The organism is Acetomicrobium sp. S15 = DSM 107314 (genome assembly GCF_016125955.1).
In the GTDB taxonomy this organism is placed as follows: Bacteria; Synergistota; Synergistia; order Synergistales; family Thermosynergistaceae; genus Thermosynergistes; species Thermosynergistes pyruvativorans.
The window spans coordinates 119,482-137,263 of the sequence record NZ_JADEVE010000415.1 but is presented as its reverse complement, the minus strand read 5'-3'; the positions used below and the strand labels follow the sequence as shown (position 1 = coordinate 137,263).

13 protein-coding genes and 2 tRNA genes are annotated in these 17,782 nt (G+C 46.8%); 4 read left to right on the top strand and 11 right to left on the bottom strand.

The features are described from left to right. Positions 1-28: 28 nt before the first annotated feature. The 5 genes from EZM41_RS12665 to EZM41_RS14415 all read right to left on the bottom strand — a co-directional run bounded on the left by EZM41_RS12665 (position 29) and on the right by EZM41_RS14415 (position 3,117). Positions 29-616: a sigma-70 family RNA polymerase sigma factor gene (locus EZM41_RS12665; protein WP_198471511.1), complete on the bottom strand. Its 588-nt coding sequence runs from the start codon at positions 614-616 to the stop codon at positions 29-31. A gap of 88 nt (positions 617-704) precedes the next feature. Beyond that, entirely contained in the window at positions 705-1,361 is a 657-nt protein-coding gene (locus tag EZM41_RS12660) for a histidine phosphatase family protein (protein ID WP_198471510.1), read from the bottom strand. Positions 1,362-1,458: 97 nt separating this feature from the next. Continuing rightward, positions 1,459-1,534 (bottom strand) — tRNA-Thr (locus tag EZM41_RS12655). Between the two features lie 4 nt (positions 1,535-1,538). Next, positions 1,539-1,614, bottom strand: a tRNA-Glu gene (locus EZM41_RS12650). A gap of 282 nt (positions 1,615-1,896) precedes the next feature. After that, positions 1,897-3,117 (bottom strand): O-antigen ligase family protein, encoded by a 1,221-nt coding sequence (locus EZM41_RS14415; protein ID WP_198471509.1) that lies wholly within the window; start codon positions 3,115-3,117, stop codon positions 1,897-1,899. A 416-nt stretch (positions 3,118-3,533) separates the two neighbouring features. On the opposite strand from EZM41_RS14415, the gene wbaP reads away from it, so the two are divergent. Beyond that, entirely contained in the window at positions 3,534-5,015 is a 1,482-nt protein-coding gene (gene wbaP, locus EZM41_RS12640) for an undecaprenyl-phosphate galactose phosphotransferase WbaP (protein ID WP_342449329.1), read from the top strand. A gap of 18 nt (positions 5,016-5,033) precedes the next feature. Then, a complete protein-coding gene (locus tag EZM41_RS12635; protein WP_198471508.1) occupies positions 5,034-6,440 on the top strand; it encodes a mannose-1-phosphate guanylyltransferase/mannose-6-phosphate isomerase in 1,407 nt (468 codons plus the stop codon). Here EZM41_RS12635 and EZM41_RS12630 read toward each other — a convergent pair. The 4 genes from EZM41_RS12630 to murJ all read right to left on the bottom strand — a co-directional run bounded on the left by EZM41_RS12630 (position 6,421) and on the right by murJ (position 11,567). Further along, positions 6,421-7,542 carry a glycosyltransferase family 4 protein gene (locus tag EZM41_RS12630; RefSeq protein WP_198471507.1) on the bottom strand — a complete coding sequence of 374 codons (1,122 nt, stop codon included), beginning with the start codon at positions 7,540-7,542 and terminating at the stop codon, positions 6,421-6,423. The genes EZM41_RS12635 and EZM41_RS12630 overlap by 20 nt on opposite strands. 2 nt (positions 7,543-7,544) lie before the next feature. Further along, positions 7,545-8,579, bottom strand: a complete 1,035-nt coding sequence (gene gmd / locus EZM41_RS12625) for a GDP-mannose 4,6-dehydratase (RefSeq protein ID WP_198471506.1) — start codon at positions 8,577-8,579, stop codon at positions 7,545-7,547. 21 nt (positions 8,580-8,600) lie between these two features. Next, positions 8,601-9,638, bottom strand: a complete 1,038-nt coding sequence (locus tag EZM41_RS12620; protein ID WP_198471505.1) for a glycosyltransferase family 4 protein — start codon at positions 9,636-9,638, stop codon at positions 8,601-8,603. A gap of 414 nt (positions 9,639-10,052) precedes the next feature. Then, positions 10,053-11,567, bottom strand: a complete 1,515-nt coding sequence (gene murJ, locus EZM41_RS12615) for a murein biosynthesis integral membrane protein MurJ (RefSeq protein WP_198471503.1) — start codon at positions 11,565-11,567, stop codon at positions 10,053-10,055. 154 nt (positions 11,568-11,721) lie between these two features. On the opposite strand from murJ, the gene EZM41_RS12610 reads away from it, so the two are divergent. Beyond that, positions 11,722-12,840: an FkbM family methyltransferase gene (locus EZM41_RS12610; protein WP_198471501.1), complete on the top strand. Its 1,119-nt coding sequence runs from the start codon at positions 11,722-11,724 to the stop codon at positions 12,838-12,840. Position 12,841: 1 nt separating this feature from the next. On the opposite strand, the gene EZM41_RS12605 is transcribed toward EZM41_RS12610, so the two are convergent. Then, positions 12,842-13,999: a glycosyltransferase family 4 protein gene (locus EZM41_RS12605; RefSeq protein WP_232619398.1), complete on the bottom strand. Its 1,158-nt coding sequence runs from the start codon at positions 13,997-13,999 to the stop codon at positions 12,842-12,844. Between the two features lie 295 nt (positions 14,000-14,294). On the opposite strand from EZM41_RS12605, the gene EZM41_RS12600 reads away from it, so the two are divergent. Continuing rightward, the gene (locus EZM41_RS12600) at positions 14,295-16,385 is read left to right on the top strand and encodes a YjbH domain-containing protein (RefSeq protein ID WP_198471497.1); all 2,091 of its coding nucleotides are present in this window, start codon (positions 14,295-14,297) and stop codon (positions 16,383-16,385) included. 296 nt (positions 16,386-16,681) lie between these two features. On the opposite strand, the gene EZM41_RS12595 is transcribed toward EZM41_RS12600, so the two are convergent. Next, complete coding sequence (locus EZM41_RS12595; RefSeq protein ID WP_342449336.1) at positions 16,682-17,701, bottom strand: glycosyltransferase family 2 protein; 1,020 nt, start codon at positions 17,699-17,701, stop codon at positions 16,682-16,684. Positions 17,702-17,782: the final 81 nt, after the last annotated feature.

The window sequence follows — 17,782 nt, the reverse complement described above, 5'->3', positions numbered from 1 at the left end:
CTTACCGATTAATATGCCTCTCTTGCTTTTATCCCCGCTTTTGCCCGCCCGGTGGCGCGGACAAACCCAAAGCTGTCCTCAACCTGGCCAGCGCTTTGCGTCGTATGCGATATACGTGACTGACGTCTATCGCAGCATCTCTTGCCACATCGCCAGCTCTTTTGCCCTCTACCACCAGGGCCTGAATGACGTCCCTTTCCTTAAGGGTGAGGACACCCATCGCCTCTTCCAATAGGAGATGCCACTCGACGGCGCCCTGCTCGCCAGGCTGAGCAATTTCCCCTTCCACATCGACAGGACACGGCGCTCTTTTTTCGCTCCTCTCGAGGAAGTTTATCATATGCCCGCGGATGCGATAGAAGGCATAAGTGGTGAACTTATTGCCGCGCGAGACGTCATAGGCATCGACAGCTTTAATGAGGGCGAGCATACCCTCTTGGAGCAAATCTTTAGCGGTGCCGTCGTCCAAAGAAAAACGCCTTGCCAACCAAAAGACGAGCGGACGATAGGCGACTATCAAGGCTTCCCTCGCCTCCTCGTCGCCCTGCCGGCAAAGCCTCCAAAGTTCTGCTTCCTCCTGCGGATCTAATCCCTGGGAGGAGCTATTTCTTGCCATAATGCCGCTCCTCTCGCAAGTCCGGAAATTCTTCCATTTTAACCCCGTAATGATACCACAACAGGGAAAGCGCACAAACTCAGTCATTTTACGGAAGTAGCGGGATCTGCTCCGCTTGCGCATCGCCCACGAAGAGATGCAATGCGTCGTTCGCAAAGGCCAAGGAGCGCCTGCCGTCTAATATATCGACGGCGAAGAGGGCACAATTGTCTATGCGAATGCGCCAGGCTATTGATGAAGGAGCGCCGAGCAGCGACACCACGGCAGCCCTTATCGTGCCGCCGTGACAGATCACGAGCACCCGCTCCGCGTCGGACGACAGGATGGGAGATATGGCCCGATTCACCCGCCTTATCATGTCATCGAAGGACTCTCCCTTGGGAGGATCGACGGAGGCGGGGTCGTCTCTCCACCGCTCGTAAAGCTCCCCATAGCGCTGCCTCACTTCAGAAACGGACAGGCCTTCCCACTCGCCGAAATCGAGCTCCACGAGGTCTTCGAATAGCTCCAAAGCTGGAGGGTCGGGCATCTTCTCCATAACAATTTCGGCAGTCTCCCTGGCGCGGACCAGTGTGCTCGAAAAGACTCGGTCGGCCTTCCAATAGGCAAGCCTTCTGGCGAGATTCTCAGCTTGGCGACGACCTCCGACGTTCAAAGGGACATCTGTGCGCCCCTGATAGCGGGATAAGTCGTTCCAATCCGTCTGGGCATGTCTGGCAAACAAGATGCGCCGTGGTTTTGTCAATTTGATGAAACACCTCCAAGCACATTCTACCGTATTCTGCTGTATACATGACCAAACATGACAAAAGGCCACCTATGGTGGCCTCCTTACCGCATTATGGAGCCGGCGGGCGGACTTGAACCGCCAACCTGCGCATTACGAGTGCGCTGCTCTGCCGATTGAGCTACACCGGCACAGTGGCGGTCCCAACGGGATTCGAACCCGTGCCGCCGCCTTGAAAGGGCGGTGTCCTAGGCCACTAGACGATGGGACCCCTTATGACGAGTGCCTGATGCGCGCAACCGATTTCGTGTATATACGCACATCAGCCGCATTATGATAACACAAACGGTCATCAATGCAAGTCCCCAGGTTTTGAAATTTACCATAACTCCTTTCCTTATCCCCTTCTTGCCTTCAACTTTTTGGATATTCACAATAACTTCATCATACAATTATTCCCTCACTTAGTTCCTAACTTGCCTCAGGTTAGGTTGTGGCAAACCTTAATCTAAGGATTACCACCTGCATGATTTTGTAAATGGTAGAACCCGGGTTATTTTCTGCCTAAGGCAAGGGCAAGCCCCATAAAGGCCCAGGCGATGCAGCCCACGGTCTGACGGGCATCGAAGTGGCTCCCCCCCATGGAATACACGAGTTGCCCCACAACAAGGCTTAAGGCTGCAACAGCATGATGCCTGTGCATGCCGCTTTTAAAGGCACGATAGGCGCTTTTTATCATCCGCCATTGAAGCGCAAGGTAAGATAACAAGAGGGGAAAACCGCCGCTCACGAGGAGGGTGAAATAACCATTATGCGGAGCTGAAGGCACGCCTTCTTTCCACCCTTCAGGGGCAAAGGCAGGGAAGAGCTCTTTAAAGCTTTTCCAGCCGTGCCCCAAGATAGGGCTGTCTTGCGTCATATTCCATGCGGCCTGCCACAGGAGAGATCTATTGTTGGAAAAAGCTTCTACGTCGCCCGCAGAGGCAAGCTGTGACAATTCCCTAAAGAGAAGCTGCACCAGCGTTTTGTCGACCAGGACAGACACGCTTACCAACGACACCCCACATAAAAGCAAAAGACAAAACCGCCTCCAACATAGGCGTACGTCGCGACGCAGAAGAAAAAACGAAAAAAGCAGCACCACAGCCCCTCCAACCCAAGCGCCCGAGCTGAAGCTTAAAAATAGCATTACGCACGAACTCAAGAGGGCAAAAAACGCCAGCGTTATCTCCCGCGGAGAGAGCCCATCGTCTAAAAAATACGCCAAGGTCGGCGATAGAAGGAAGAGCGCATGGGCTCCCATAGTATTGTGATGAGAAAAGGGGCCCTCCATATTACCTGTCAGTGCAAAGCACAGAATGGTCCAAGCAAAGGTGACGATTGCGGTAGCCCAAACGGTCGTCCTGAAACGCCTCAAAATTTTGGGCTCTTGGAGCAGGAAAAAAGCGAGCCACACGCCGAAGGCAAATTCCAAAGGAAGCGAGAAACCCTTTCCAAACAGATACGGATCCCCTTGAAAGGCAACGGTTGCAACGAAAGACCAGGCGAGAAAGAACGCAAAAAGCGCCTTGTCCAGAGGGGCCAAGGATAATCGATTAAGGTTTTCGCCCCTAACCTTGATAACGATCAGGCCGATGAAGGCCAAAAGCCACCCGAAATATCGAGGCACAGGTCCCCACGGGGCAAAAAATATAGCCCATAAAAACCCATACTCCAGAAGGTTTTGTCCCATGCTAACTTTGGACACGTTCTCGCACTCTATTTCCTTCGACACTTATGCTACCCCTTCCAACGCTTCGCTTTATATAGATATAGCCATATTGCCATAATAGCCCTTGCATGACCCATGATGCATCGCCAAGGAGTGGTTCATAAAAGGGATTCTATAGCTTTGGCGACATCGATGGCAAGGCTGATCTTTATCGCCTATGTGACAGCGTTAGGCTCTATAAGAATCGCCAACCACAAATGGCTTGGCCTTTCCGTTGCTGCCACAGCTCTACTGCCATACAAAGAGTCAGCGGCACAAGACCGCCATTTGTCAGCAGTCGCTGGTATAATAGCATTGTGATTGTCGTTTTACATCACCTAAAGAAGAGCTGGTTTTGCAAGATCGATGCGAAAATGTCTGGCTTTAGCCTGAGGAGTCGTCGTACCAGTGAAAAATGAGACTTGACCGAGGTGAACCTCGTGGACAAGATCAATTTTGAGAGGGCAATCGACTCAATAATAGCCACAAACAGCAAGAAAAACCTGACAGATATAGCCTCGTCGGCGCAAGTTCGGCCGTGGATTATGTCCGGCCTTTATCTTGGAAGCGATACTGCGGCTGTCTTCCTCTCATGGGTATTGGCGTATTTTTTGAGAGACCTGGCAGGAGGAGTGCTGCTGCCCGAGCTATACATAGAGCTCTGGCCCTTCGTCTTCCTGTTTCTGCTGGCATACGCAGCGACGGGCCTCTACCCCGCCGTGGGCGTACCTTCGGTCGAGGAGATACGGCGGACTACGATCGCTACGACCATAGTCTTCACTATGTTGGCGGCGTGGATCTTTCTCTCTCGTTTAGGATTCGTATACTCCCGCATAATATTCATGCTCTCATGGGGTTTCGCCATCATTTTAGTTCCCTTGGGCAGAGCAGTGACACGCCACATCTGCGCCCGCAAAAAATGGTGGGGAGTTCCAGTGGTCGTCTTAGGCGCTGGAAAAACCGGGTACATGGTGGTTAAAACGCTGTCAAAAACGCCGGGACTCGGTCTAAACCCAGTGGCGGTGCTGGATGACGACCCTCAAAAGCGTGGCGATATCGAAGGCGTTCCCGTCATTGGTGGGGTGGAAGTCGCCCCCCACTTAGCAAAGAAGCTAAAGCTCCGATATGCAATCCTCGCCATGCCCGGCGTGCCGAGGGAAAGATTGCTCTATTTAATAGAACATCATGCATCTTTTTTCCCTCACCTGCTCTTAATTCCTGATCTCTTCGGTTTTGCAAGCCTGTGGGTTTACCCTAAAGACCTAAATGGCATACTCTGCCTTGAGGTACGCCAGCAACTCCTGCGCACGGGACCGAGGGTGGTAAAGAGCGTTCTCGACTTCGTGCTGGCCGTCTTCGTTTTGATATTTGCGCTAATTTTGATACCACTAATAGCCATAGCCATAAAGCTCGATTCTCCAGGCCCTGTTTTTTATGGTCAATTGCGATACGGCCGCGACGGTCAGCCGTTTAAAGCCTGGAAGTTTCGGACTATGGTAGTAAGCGCCGATAAGATACTCAACGAATATTTAACAAAGCACCCTGAGCTCAAAGTGGAATGGGAAAAAGATCAAAAGTTGCGCAACGACCCACGCATAACCCGAGTTGGCAAGATATTGCGCAAGACGAGCCTGGATGAGCTACCACAAATTTGGAACGTCTTAAAGGGCGAGATGAGTACGGTAGGCCCCAGGCCTATTGTCCAGAGCGAAATAGAAAAATACGGGAAATCTTACGCCCTCTACACGAAGGTAAAGCCAGGCATAACCGGCCTGTGGCAAGTCTCGGGGCGTAATGATCTCTCATACGAAGAGCGCGTAGCGCTGGATTCCTATTATGTGCGCAACTGGTCTGTGTGGCTCGATATATATATCCTTGCGCGCACCGTCCCCGTTGCCCTGTTCGGCAAAGGTGCCTATTAACGTTGGAGGCGATCTATTATGAATAACCTTTACGCCTTAATCCTCGCTGGAGGTAGTGGCACCCGCCTTTGGCCCTGGTCGAGGGAGGAGCTACCAAAGCAGTTCCTCGCCCTCGCAGGAAAAGAGAGCCTCTTTCAGCAGACTGTAAGGCGCCTTAGTTTGCTCGTTTCACCGTCGCATCTCTATATCGCGGCTTCGTCTCAATGGGGGGCATTGCTTCGACACCAGATGCGTAAACTGTTGGAATTTCCTCATGACCCTGTAATAACAGAACCGACCGCCCGCAATACCTGCGCAGCCATAGCCTTGGGGCTAACGTATATATTAGAGCATGGAGCAAGTCCAGAAGATTCGGTCTTTGTAAGCCCAAGCGACCACGTGATAAAAGACGAAGACGCTTTTGCGGAGGCATTAAAGCGAGGCTACGAAGCTTCAAAAGAAGGGTATTTAGTGACCTTTGGCATTCCTCCCACGAGGCCAGATACGGGCTTTGGCTACATCGAGGTAGAACCTGAAACGCTAAAAGGCAATGGTTATTTTAAGGCTCTTCGCTTTGTCGAAAAGCCAGACGAGCATACTGCTAGAGCTTACCTTGAAAGCGGAAGGTATCTTTGGAACGGCGGGTTTTTCCTTTTTAAGATAAAGAAAATGCTTGAGGCCTTAAAGGAATACATGCCGGAAGTGGGAAGACTCGCAAGCGAAGGTTACGAAAAATTGTGCTCGTGCTTTGAAAAGCTCCCTTCTATATCCATAGACTACGCCGTGATGGAAAAGGCAAAAGATGTAGTAGCTGTTCCACTTGAAGCTGGGTGGTCTGACATAGGTTCTTGGGATGCCCTTTATGAGACTTTGGACAAAGATGAAGACAAAAACGTGACGAGGGGCGATGTGGAACTCGCTTCAAGTGAAGGCAATTTGGTCTTTGGTAACAACAGGTTGATCGTGGGATTAAACATAAGCGACCTCATCATAGCCGACACCCCGGATGCGCTGCTTGTGGCAAAAAGGGGAAGCTCTCAAGAGGTGCGTAAAATTGTGTCTAAACTAAAGGAAGAAAAAAGGCGCGAGGCCACGGAGGCTTCTATCAACGTCCGCCCTTGGGGAATGTATCAAATACTATATCAGGGGGAGCGCTTCAAGATAAAGCGCATCGTGATAGAACCTGGCGCGCGCTTGAGCCTTCAGTATCACCATCACAGGAGCGAGCACTGGGTGGTCGTTCGAGGCACTGCCCTCGCTAAAGTGGGCGACGAGGAGAGGTTCGTCCACGAAGGCGAAAGTATCTTCGTATCCAAAAGCACGCTGCATCGCCTGTCGAACCCCGGCAAACTTCCACTTGAAATCATAGAGGTGCAAAACGGCGAATATGTGGGCGAAGACGACATCGTAAGGATAGAGGATGATTTTAAGAGGAACGAGCGATAAATTCGCTCCACGCCTTATTCACAAACCCCGAAAACTCGCTTCTGAAGCGCTCGACTGCGAAGTGCTCGGCGTTTTCCCTTATCCTCACGGGGTCAAAATTATCTACTGTCCCTTCGAATCTCTCTATGGCCTCAATGAGGCTTCTAACCGTCTGCTCTTTGAAGAAAAGCCCCGTTATCCCATCTACGACCGTCTCAAGTGCCCCGCCCTTGCCATAGGCTACGACGGGCGTGCCGCATGCTTGAGCTTCCACTGGGACGATACCGAAGTCCTCCTCCGCGGCAAAGATGAAGGCTTTGGCCCGCTGCATATAGCTCCGGAGCACCTCAGATGACTGGTAACCCAAAAGCTCCACGTTTGCCCCCGACTTAGCCTTTACCTTATCCCACTCAGGCCCCGTGCCTATTACGACGAGGCGCTTACAGGGCATGTGCGAAAACGCCTCGACGATGAGGTCGATGCGCTTGTATGGCACCATGCGCGAAGCGGTGAGGTAAAAGTCCTCTTTCTGCTCAGCTAACGTAAACAAATTTACATCCACTGGGGGGTATATAACAACTGCCTCTCTTCTGTAGATCTTCCAAATTCTCCTGGCTACAAAGCGGGAGTCGGCGATAAAATGGTCAACACCGTTAGCAGTTCTTAAATCCCACATGCGGAGCTTGTGCAGCTCACGCCTTACGAGCCATCCCTTGATTCCGCGATCCATACCTGTTTCTCTCAAATATTGATGCTGCAAGTCCCAGGCATACCGCATCGGCGAGTAAACGTAGCTTATATGAAGCTGGTCAGGGCCGGTAACAACTCCTTTTGCAACGGCGTGAGAGCTCGAAATGACGAGATCATAGTTAGAGAGGTCAAACTGCTCAACCGCTAAGGGCATAAAGGGTAGATAGATCCTGTATTTCTTCTTCGCGAAGGGAAGCTTTTGTATGAAAGAAGTCCCAACCGGCTTATTTTTTAAAAACCTTCGCTCACCATCTGGGATGAAATCCACAACGGCAAACAGATCTGCCTCTGGAAAACACGCTATGATCTGCTCTAATACCCGCTCCGCCCCAGCGTATGTAACAAGCCAATCGTGGACAATAGCAACCCGCATGGCTAAAACAACAATTTGCCGGAAGCAGCACGACGAAGATCAGCTTCCATCATCATCTCCACCAATTGGGAGAAAGTCACTTTGGGTATCCAACCCAGTTCACTGCGCGCTTTCGTCGCATCACCCAACAGAAATTCCACCTCAGAGGGCCTGTAGAACCCCGGATTGACCTTCACGATCACCTGTCCGGTCTTGCTATCAATCCCTTGGGCCTTTTCTCCTTCTCCTTTCCACGCAATATCAAGCCCTGCGGCGCCCGCTGCCACTTCGACGAACTCCCTAACCGAATGGGCTTCCCCAGTGGCCAATATATAATCATCACCGTGGGACTGCTGGAGCATCATCCACATTCCCTCAACGTAATCGCCGGCAAAACCCCAATCGCGCTTTGCATCAAGGTTGCCAAGTTCTAATGGGCCTTTTCGTCCATGCTTGATCTGGGCCAGACCGGCAGTAATCTTGCGCGTCACAAATTCAAGCCCCCTTAAAGGCGACTCGTGGTTAAATAATATCCCACAGGAATTGTGCATATCGTAAGCCTCACGATAATTGATCGTAATCCAATGGGCATAAAGCTTAGCTGCTCCATAAGGGCTCCTCGGATAAAAGGGGGTATTTTCACTCTGAGGAACCGCTTGAACCTTACCGAACATCTCCGATGTTGATGCCTGATAAAAACGCATCTCAGGGTTGACCATTCGTATGGCATCTAATAAGCGGACTACTCCGAGGCCATCTACATCTCCGGTATAAATAGGCTGCTCGAAAGAAAGGGCTACAAAACTCTGGGCGGCAAGGTTATATACCTCATCGGGTTGCACCTTATCCAGTGTGCGTTGGATATTGCTGTACTCCAAGAGATCCACAGGCACAAGGCCGACCTCGTCAGCTATGCCCAACTCCTTCATCCTCCATAAATTGAGAGACGCAGTGCGCCGGTGAGCGCCGAAGACTTTATAGCCCTTATCTAACAACAGCTTGGCCAGATATGCCCCATCCTGCCCTGTTATGCCCGTAATCAACGCAACTTTAGCCATTTTCTTCATCCTCCTTTTGCATTAATTGGCCACCTCTTCGAGCACCCTCCATGTAAGTTCAGCCGTTTTGTCCCAGGTAAACATCTTAGCACGAGCAATGCCCCTTCGCGATAGTTTTGCCCGCAACTCGCCATCTTCTACCAGGCGCTTTATGCCGTGGGCGATGGCCTCGACATCGTAAGGGTTCACCGTGAGCGCAGCATCCCCCACCACCTCAGGAATGGAAGTTACATTGGATGTTAAAACCGGCGTGCCGCAGGCCATCGCTTCAAGGGGAGGAAGGCCAAAGCCTTCATATAGAGATACATACACAAAGAACAGCGCTCCAGAATATAAAGCCGGTAAATGTTCATCAGGGATATGCCCAGCCATGTAAACATTGGGAGGCAGACCATTAAACGATGCGTCCCGGAAAATCGATCTTTGCCCTTTCGCTCCTGCTACCACTAACCAAACGTTTTTAGGTAACTTCTGGCAAGCATCATGCCATGCCTCAAGCAACCTCTGCAGGTTCTTTCGCGGCTCGATAGTTGCCACGGTAAGCACATATTCCATATTCGGAATGCCGAGAGTTTTTTTAGCTCGATTAACATCCTCCTCTAGTTTTGGGCTAAAACGCAAATCAATCCCGAGAGGAATGACAATGACCTTATCTGATTCTACAGATGTAGCTTCACAAATTCTATCTTTTGTAAACTCAGAATCAACAATAACCCTTCGCACTCGACATGCCAAACGAGGGGTTAAAAATTGATACCATTTAGCAAATTTCGGATTCAACCACTCAGGATGGTCTAACGGTGTAATATCATGAATCGTAACGACTTGTTTTTCCACCAAAAGCGGACCGGTATTAGAAGGACTAAAAAGCAACCTTCCTTTTAACCTTGCAGGCAAAACGAACTGCTCCCAGGCATGACCCAGAACTCCATGCAAAGACGTTTTCGGGGCAACGGGTTGAAGCTTATCTGGGAGCCTCGCTAAAAGCTCCAGCGTATACCTTTGCACCCCGGTTAACCCTGAAGAAAGAACGCGAGTATTGATAACTACTTTGTTCAAAGAAATCACGCTTCTTTAATTTGTTTTCGTAATTGTTTGTTTTTATTGTAGTAATAATACAATATAATTATGATTAAAACTGAAAAGCCTACGTCATGGAGAAATTTATGTCAAACATAGCCATATTATGAGCTACTATTAGAGTTAAAAACTATAAAACATGAAGTTGTGCATATTCTAAGATGTAAATCTTAACAAATTTAACTATAATCAAGAAACTATCACAATATATAATGAAACCTCTATTAAATTGATCATGCTTAAAAACATAGTGATAAAATCTTAAGAATGATCGGAATCATAATCAATATTCAATCTATAAGTTGATAAAAACATTAGTAGTGCCAATTTTAGCTGCTACCAGTCACATAAAAATCATACTTCGTATTTTTAATAAGGTTAGTCAAAAATTTTTTAATGATTATTTAAACCAACTTTAATCAAATCATGCAATTTACCAACTAATGGATAAATATTTATCCGTAAATGTGGAATTAAAAACATATAAAGAAGCCAAAACAAACAAAATACTCCAGATGCCAAAATTAAATAAAATGAATGGGATATAATACTAATATAATGCGATACAATGAAACACACTATAACATAAAAAATAGTCCCTATAGCCATCCATAATAAGCTAAGACGCAATATTTTACCCAGTTTTAAAGCATTAGTTGTAAGTAAAAATAACACTATAGAATTTATACTAAAACTTAGTCCTAATACTATCGGCCCTAAGTTTTTATACAACAAAAACTTAATTAAGATATCTAAAAGCATTGATATACTAATATACAATAATACTTCTGCATTGCGTAGTTGGGCATTCAATATTCTTATAAAATAGTACGATAATAACTGTGCCCATAGACCTATCGAAAAACCGAATAGTATTTTAGCAGTAATGGCCACAGACTCCTGATCAAAAGCACCTCTTGCATATATCACATTAATGATGCTAGTATGATAATATAAGATGAAGGTTGAAATTGGTATTGTCAAGATTAAAACAATATTGGCTATTTGCCCTACTTTTTGGCGCATTAAATCCGGATCTAATCCACTCAAGGTAGACAATCCAACCATGCCCAAAGGTGCGGCGACAATAATTACGCCAGTTTCTGTGATAAATTTGGCATAATCGAGAGCTGCGATTGCTCTAATTCCAAGCAGGGATGCCACAATTCTTTCGACAGCTATACTTCCCTGGATCAATATAGGTACAAATAGCACAGGCCGCACGCATCGCCAAAAGGTCCATAAAGTTTCTTTGGTCAAGTCCCACGATAAACCTGTTGGGCGATGTAGTATTCTAATACCACGCAGACGACTTAGAACCCATAGTAAATAAATGCCATAAGCCCCCGTAAATCCCCAAGCTAAAAATAGCGGGCCCTTAAAATAAAAGGCAAGCAACGCACCTGAAATCAAACCAATGCTTTGCAGAGTAGAACGAAAAGAGGCAGCTATGTATTTCCCATGTATCATTTCTAAATACGAAAGAAGCATTCCCAATATATACAAAGGGACAGCCAAGGTCATAATACGAAGCATAGAAGCAGTTAAAGCTTTACTTGCAGTATCCATACCTGGAGCCAAGATTTTAACCCACCAAGAAGATCCCAAATAAAGAAACAGAAAGACGACTGCTGCAAGTAATAAAAAAAGCATCACAATGCTACTTAAAAATAGCTCTGCTTTTTTTGAGTCATCTTTTATATACCTAGCATAAAGGGGAACAAAACCTGCCTCTATGCTATTTGTCAGGAATAACTCCACCGGCATAAGCATCGCAGTCTGCGCTACACGATAAGCTCCTACACAAACGCTGGTGCCAAACAAAGCTGCCATGAGCACCTCTCTTAAAAAACCAATTACCTTACCCACCACACTACCAGAAGAAAGCATCAAAAAGGCCTTAAACAAATTTCTTCCCCCTAAAAATGCCATAACTAACTGTATTTTAACAGAACACCATTGAGTGGATAGAACTGCCCTAACCATGGCCCCAAAACCTGCTATGTTATGTAATAATAACTTCCAGAAGCTTTGCTTTTCTGACAGAGGAGAGATCAGTTCTATGCCAACAGAAAAAGGGACTGTGATAGAAACATTACTGAAAACCTTTGAAGAAATCGAGTCGCTGCTTGTTAAGGAAAAAAATGAAAATGCCATAAACATGCCACATACCCGAAAAGCCTGGTGCTACTGGAAGCTGAGAAAACACATAAACCAAGCGCTCGAAAAGATGGGACTTCATATCATGTCTTCTAAAGGATTCTACGATTTGCAACGATACTTTAGCCGAGATCCATACGCTTTGGCTTCGTCATCTCAATTGCTCAAAGAACTCATTAGATCACCTGAGCGATTCGAAACAATTTACAACCTTTTACAAGACGACGAGTCCAAAGATACTTTCAAGTGGTTCATAAAATATAGGGTGGCTTATGTTTGTATAGGCAATAGAGCAAGCATGCTTTATCCTCCTCCGATAGATTTCTCCCTCTGGGAGAGGTATTTAAAAGATATAGAGGCTGCTAAGGTAGAAAAGGACTTATACAAAGTTGGCTCATATGTGATTCGTTGTGCTGACCCCATTGCATTATTAAGCTCATGGTCAGAAGAGGCTTATAGACTGAAGGATATATGCGAGCCAAGGAAAGGGGATTTGATCATCGATGGAGGTGCATTTCAAGGTGATACAACGTTATGGTTTTCAAACCACATTGGCCCTGAAGGAAAAGTTTACGCTTTTGAACCGTTTCATGAAAATTATGAAGTCCTCATGGAAAATATTTGCAGGAATGATATAAAGAACGTTATCCTAATTCAACAGGCACTTTACAATAAGGTGGGGGCTTTTGCTATGATAGGTAGGGGCCAGGGGGCCTCGTTGGTCGAAAACGAGACGGTCGCCATAAAAGCGTTGACGATAGATGAATTTACGCAATTACATGGTTGTCCACGTATAGACTTCATAAAGATGGATATCGAGGGAGCGGAAGTCCCAGCTCTTGAGGGGGCCACTAATACAATAAAGAAATTTCTACCGCGCTTGGCGATATCAGTTTACCATAATGGCTCCGATATCGTAACAATTCCAGAATTGATAAAATCCATCGAACCAAGCTACAGGTTCTATTTGCGTCATCGCTCGAACTCCTGGGTAGACACCATATTATATGCGGTGCCCTAGTTTATCGCTCCTTAGCAGCTATTTTATAAACCTCAAAAGTCTGCAAGGCTGTCTTTTCCCATGTAAACTTGGCAGCTTGCCGTATGCCAGCACTCTTTAATCTCGACGCCAAAGATTTGTCAGTTAAAATTCTATAGACAGCTTCGGCTATCTGCTCCGGCGAGTATGGATCTACTAATAAAGCGGCATCACCTGCAACCTCAGGAAGCGATGAGGCAGTAGAAGTTACCACAGGAACGCCACAGGCCATTGCCTCAAGGAGAGGAAGTCCAAAGCCTTCCCACAGAGAGGGAAAGATGAAGGCCTGGGCACCAGAGTATAAAAAAGGCAGCTCTTCCTTAGACAGATATCCTAAGAAATGAATCTTCTTTTTGATATCTTCGTCAAGCTGAGAATACAGCATATTAAATGAGTCATTTACCCATCCCCTGCCCCCCCCAAACACCAAATCCGGGACACAATCCAAGCCTATCTCTTGGCATAGGACAACATAAGCCTTAAGCAAGCCCGCCGGGTTTTTTCGAGGCTCGAGAGTCCCTAAGAACAAAATATACTGTCCAAGAGAATGCCTTTGCTTAAAAGACTCCAGCGCGCACATATTAAACATAGGTCTATAGGTGCTATGGTCCACACCAAGAGGCACTACAACTATTTTTTCTTGAGGGTAATCGAAGAAGGACATGAGGTCCTCTTTTGTGGAGATTGAGTGGGTAATAACGACAGTGGCAATGTCGAGGGATCTTTTAAAAAGAGAGCGAAGAAGAAACAAATTCCGCCTTTCAATAGTCTCAGGATAGCGCACAAAGCCAAGATCATGAACAGTCAACACAATCTTGGCTCCTTTAATAGGGAAGCCGATAAAATTTGGAAAGTGAGCAACATCTGCGGCAGGTAGCAGTAATCGAGAAACCTTCTCGCCCAAGAACTTTGACATAAACATAACCGACAGCCGCGATAACGGAGCGTAAAAACGATAGCGAGTCATCGGTCGAGTAAACCACTCCTCGGGGAGGTCGGGCTTACGCAATTTCAAGCTGAAGGAAAAGAGTACAAACTCTTCTTCCGCAAAGTTTAGGAACTGCTCTAAAAGATTATAGCAATACCATCCTACGCCGGTTTTTTGTTTAACCAAGGGAGAGCACTCAAAAGCAATCTTCATCAACAAGCATACACCTCGTATTTCATCCGGATCTCAATAAACCCTACAAAAAATATAAATAAATCAAGCTGTTTCTTCAAGCGAAGTGGATCAATTTTCGCCAGACAAGAGCAATATTTGGCAACCCATTTCAATCTCTTGGTGGTGTCTACGTTGTCGGCCTCTTTAGAACTTTCTGTTGCAACCTTGCAGTCCACCTCAAATTTAGCCTATACGATATACGACAACCCATGATAATATATCTATATCTATCATTCCTCGTGAAAGCTATACTGTTCTTGCTGGGCTGGAGGGATTGTGCATAAAAAGAGAAATTCTTTTGCTCCAGTTATTTTTGATGTTCCATTTATTATCAGCACCAGCTTGGGGAGGGTCTCCCGCAAATGGTGGCTATACGGGACTGTGGGAATATCCTACTGCTGAAGTTTTGGAAGACGGCAAGGGTTGGTTTGGGTATACCGACGCAAATCCTTATATAACATATTATCTTGCGCTGGGGTACCTACCCAAATTTGAGCTCAATTTCCGAATCACCCATGTCACTAATGTTCCTCTCGACCGGGGGAAATACCCACGTTTCGGTAGTTATAAAGACCACGAGTTCGACGCTAAGTATCAAATTTTACCCCAAGAGGGTTTGAGGCCTGCTATTGCAGTAGGCATCTTGGATCTAAGCACTACCGAGCATTTTAGATCTGAGTATATCGTCGGGACGTTGGCAATAGGCGACTGGACATTCACCGCTGGATGGGGTTCGGATCGACTCGGTGGAGCTTTTGGAGGAGTATCGTGGCAACCTTATGATTGGCTTGAACTAAAAGGTGAGTATGGCTCCATGGACTATTCAAACGATATTTTTAGCGGACAACATCCTATTAAGGCTACCGATGTTAAATCGGACTATAACTACGGAGCTGTGATCAAAACCTCATGGGCTGACATAAGCGTGAGCTATCAGCGGGGAGACGAACTGTCCATAGCGGCGTTTCGCCCTTTTGACCTGCGAGATCTTCCCATCTTCGGCGGCAAGAAACGCTCTATGAAAGGTGCCCAAATCAATACATTGCTTTCCTGGTCTGAAACGGACCCATCAAACCTAATAATCGAGCTTACCTCGGTTATACCCAAGCGCATCGGCGTGCGCAATGTGAAGGTCAGAATCAACCCCAAGGAAAGAAACCTTCTGATCAGCTATGAAAACATAGGCTATAGCTCTGAAGCAGAAGCTATGGCCAGAGTGCTCTATTTGGTTTCACACCTCATCCCCTGGGATACGGAAGCTGTTATCTTAGAGGCACAAGTCCGAGGTACCGCTATCATGCGCGTAAACATCCCAGGCGAACACTGTGCTTTGCTGCGACTGAACGAACTACGCAAGGAATACGCTCAAGAAGCCACCGCCTATTGGACAGACCCTAATCTTAAGGAACGAGAGAGTGGACAGTGGGCCTTAGAAGAGGGACCATCGGAAGAAGAAAAGGGCGAACACTTATATAAAGCTTACATTGCTTACGAGCCTCGCATCTTAAGGTCTGATTATGAAGACTATGATGCCCGATGGAGCATAGACGCCGTATATGAATGGAATTCCACAGAGGGAAAGGCTGGGGTCTTCGATGTTCGCATCCCCATTCATAGGCACGGCAAGGAGGAAGATTTCGCTTATGAACCCTGGACCAACGAAAAGGTCCGTATTTGGCAGGCCGTATACAGCAACATGGAACGTATAGATACTAATACTTTTCAACTATACGAGGTAGGCTGGCTTGATGCCGCATGGTTCGGTGGTAATTACTGGAGGCGAACCTATTTCAACAACGGCCGTTACTTCATGGGTATAAGGCTTGGTTTAGTTCATGAGCGTGACCCAGAGAGTTTCGCAAATCTGGCTGATGAATTCATTTGTCTCTACCATGACGGCTGCGGAAGCAGAGACCATGACAATGAAGGTTGGATGGGCGCAGGCTGGCTTCAAGCCGGTTATCACGAACCACGCTATGATCTGGACCTCACGGCGGAAGCCGGCGTCTTTGTGGACTCCGACAGTGGCATAAAACTTTCGGCGATGAGGCATTGGGATGATGTGGGCATCGGCTTTTACGTCACCCGTGCTGGCACTACTCGAGCAGGAGAAGACTACTCGTTCGTAGGCGTAGAGCTCGAGATACCGATGAACATATTCTGGGGAGGCGAGAGCAACCATATATGGAACCAAGACATTATTATGACCGGCGGCTGGCCTTACTATACAGGTAGACAACCGTGGCATTGGAAGGACCCTGACTTGCTATGGGGGCAGCTTAACCCGGACCGTCTGCTTTACAACTTATATGAGGAGCTGGAGCAGGGGCAAAGGCTTGTAAAAGAAATGGAAGGGCAAAAGTAGCACTAAACACTAAAGAGGCAGGCCTCCATCACTGTGTTGTGCTTTAGTAGCTTTGCGATTAGAGTTTAGTTACCAATAGTGCAGTGTTGCTATGTTTTAAGACAGCTGAAAAAGACGCTCAATTTGCTTCCATTTGTCCTTAGCTTGTCTAAATAGCAAAGAAGAATCAAGATGGCTCCTATCTATTTTGCAAGTTATATTGTTAATAGTGTAGCTATAATGTAGTTTTTTCAGCAGGCTCGTTTTGTATGCTTGTTTTTATACGCTATACTCCTACAGGTGATTTTGACCCATACTTAGCAGACTGCAGGGAAATGCATCGCCAAAAGCAGTTTGAAATATTGATCGGGCCTCCTCGATAAAAGAGTGATGTTATTACCTTTCCTCAATTGTCTCTTTAAACTTTCTTTGCGAATCAGTTTCTTAAAATAATCGTCGCCTTTTGCAAGGAGGAGTTTCTGTAAATAGCCTGCGTAGGCGGCAGGTATAATCAGCGACGAAAGTATTTTATACGCCCTTGTATTTTGCTTTCCGTTATTCTCTAAAAAAGCCCTGCAGCGCAAATAAGCAGCCAGCTCATGGAGGTTGCTGTAAGTTTTAAACAGTTCGGACGAATAACTGGCAGAAAAAGGGTGTCTTCGCCAAAAAGAAAGGCTCTGCCGCACGCAGGCAACCCTTCGGGCCAAGCCAAGGGCTTTTACAAAGACCTCGTTATCCTCGGCACAATAGCAATTTTGAGTATAAAATATGCCATTTTCAAGAAGATATGCTCTGCGGTAAAGAACAGCTCCTCCCCATATGCTAATTTTTCCTAACGGATACTGAGTTAATACCTCTTCCCCGCTTTCCGGATTTTTCTTGGGATAAACGAACTTTTCGTCATATTTCCTAACGGTTTTGTCGTTGACGTCTATTAGATCATGTCCACAGAATGCCATATCGGCATTGAATTCTTCGAGCGCGGAAACGAGTTTAGAGAAACAATCTCGAGCGAAAAGATCATCATTGTCGCAAAAAGCAACGTATTCGCCCTCTGCCATTAAAAGCCCCCTATTCCTGGCTACGCTAACTCCCATGTTTTTCTGGGAAAGCACTTTTACAATACACTTGCTTTGTTTAGCAAATTCGCGCATGATATCCAAGCTCTCATCTTGAGAGCCGTCATCTACGAGAATTAGCTCTATGGGCGCATAATCTTGATCCTCCAAAGAGTGCAACGTCTTTTGCAGAAATGAAGAGGCGTTGTATACAGGCACAACCAAAGAAAGTAATCCTGAGGTCGGGTCCTTACTTTTTGTGTTTTTGTTCTCCTGCACATTCGACAACTGAACCGCTCCTTTTTGTCCTTCACAGTTATCTGTTCCGAGGCGATTTGGCCATGCTCTATCCCTGCTAAT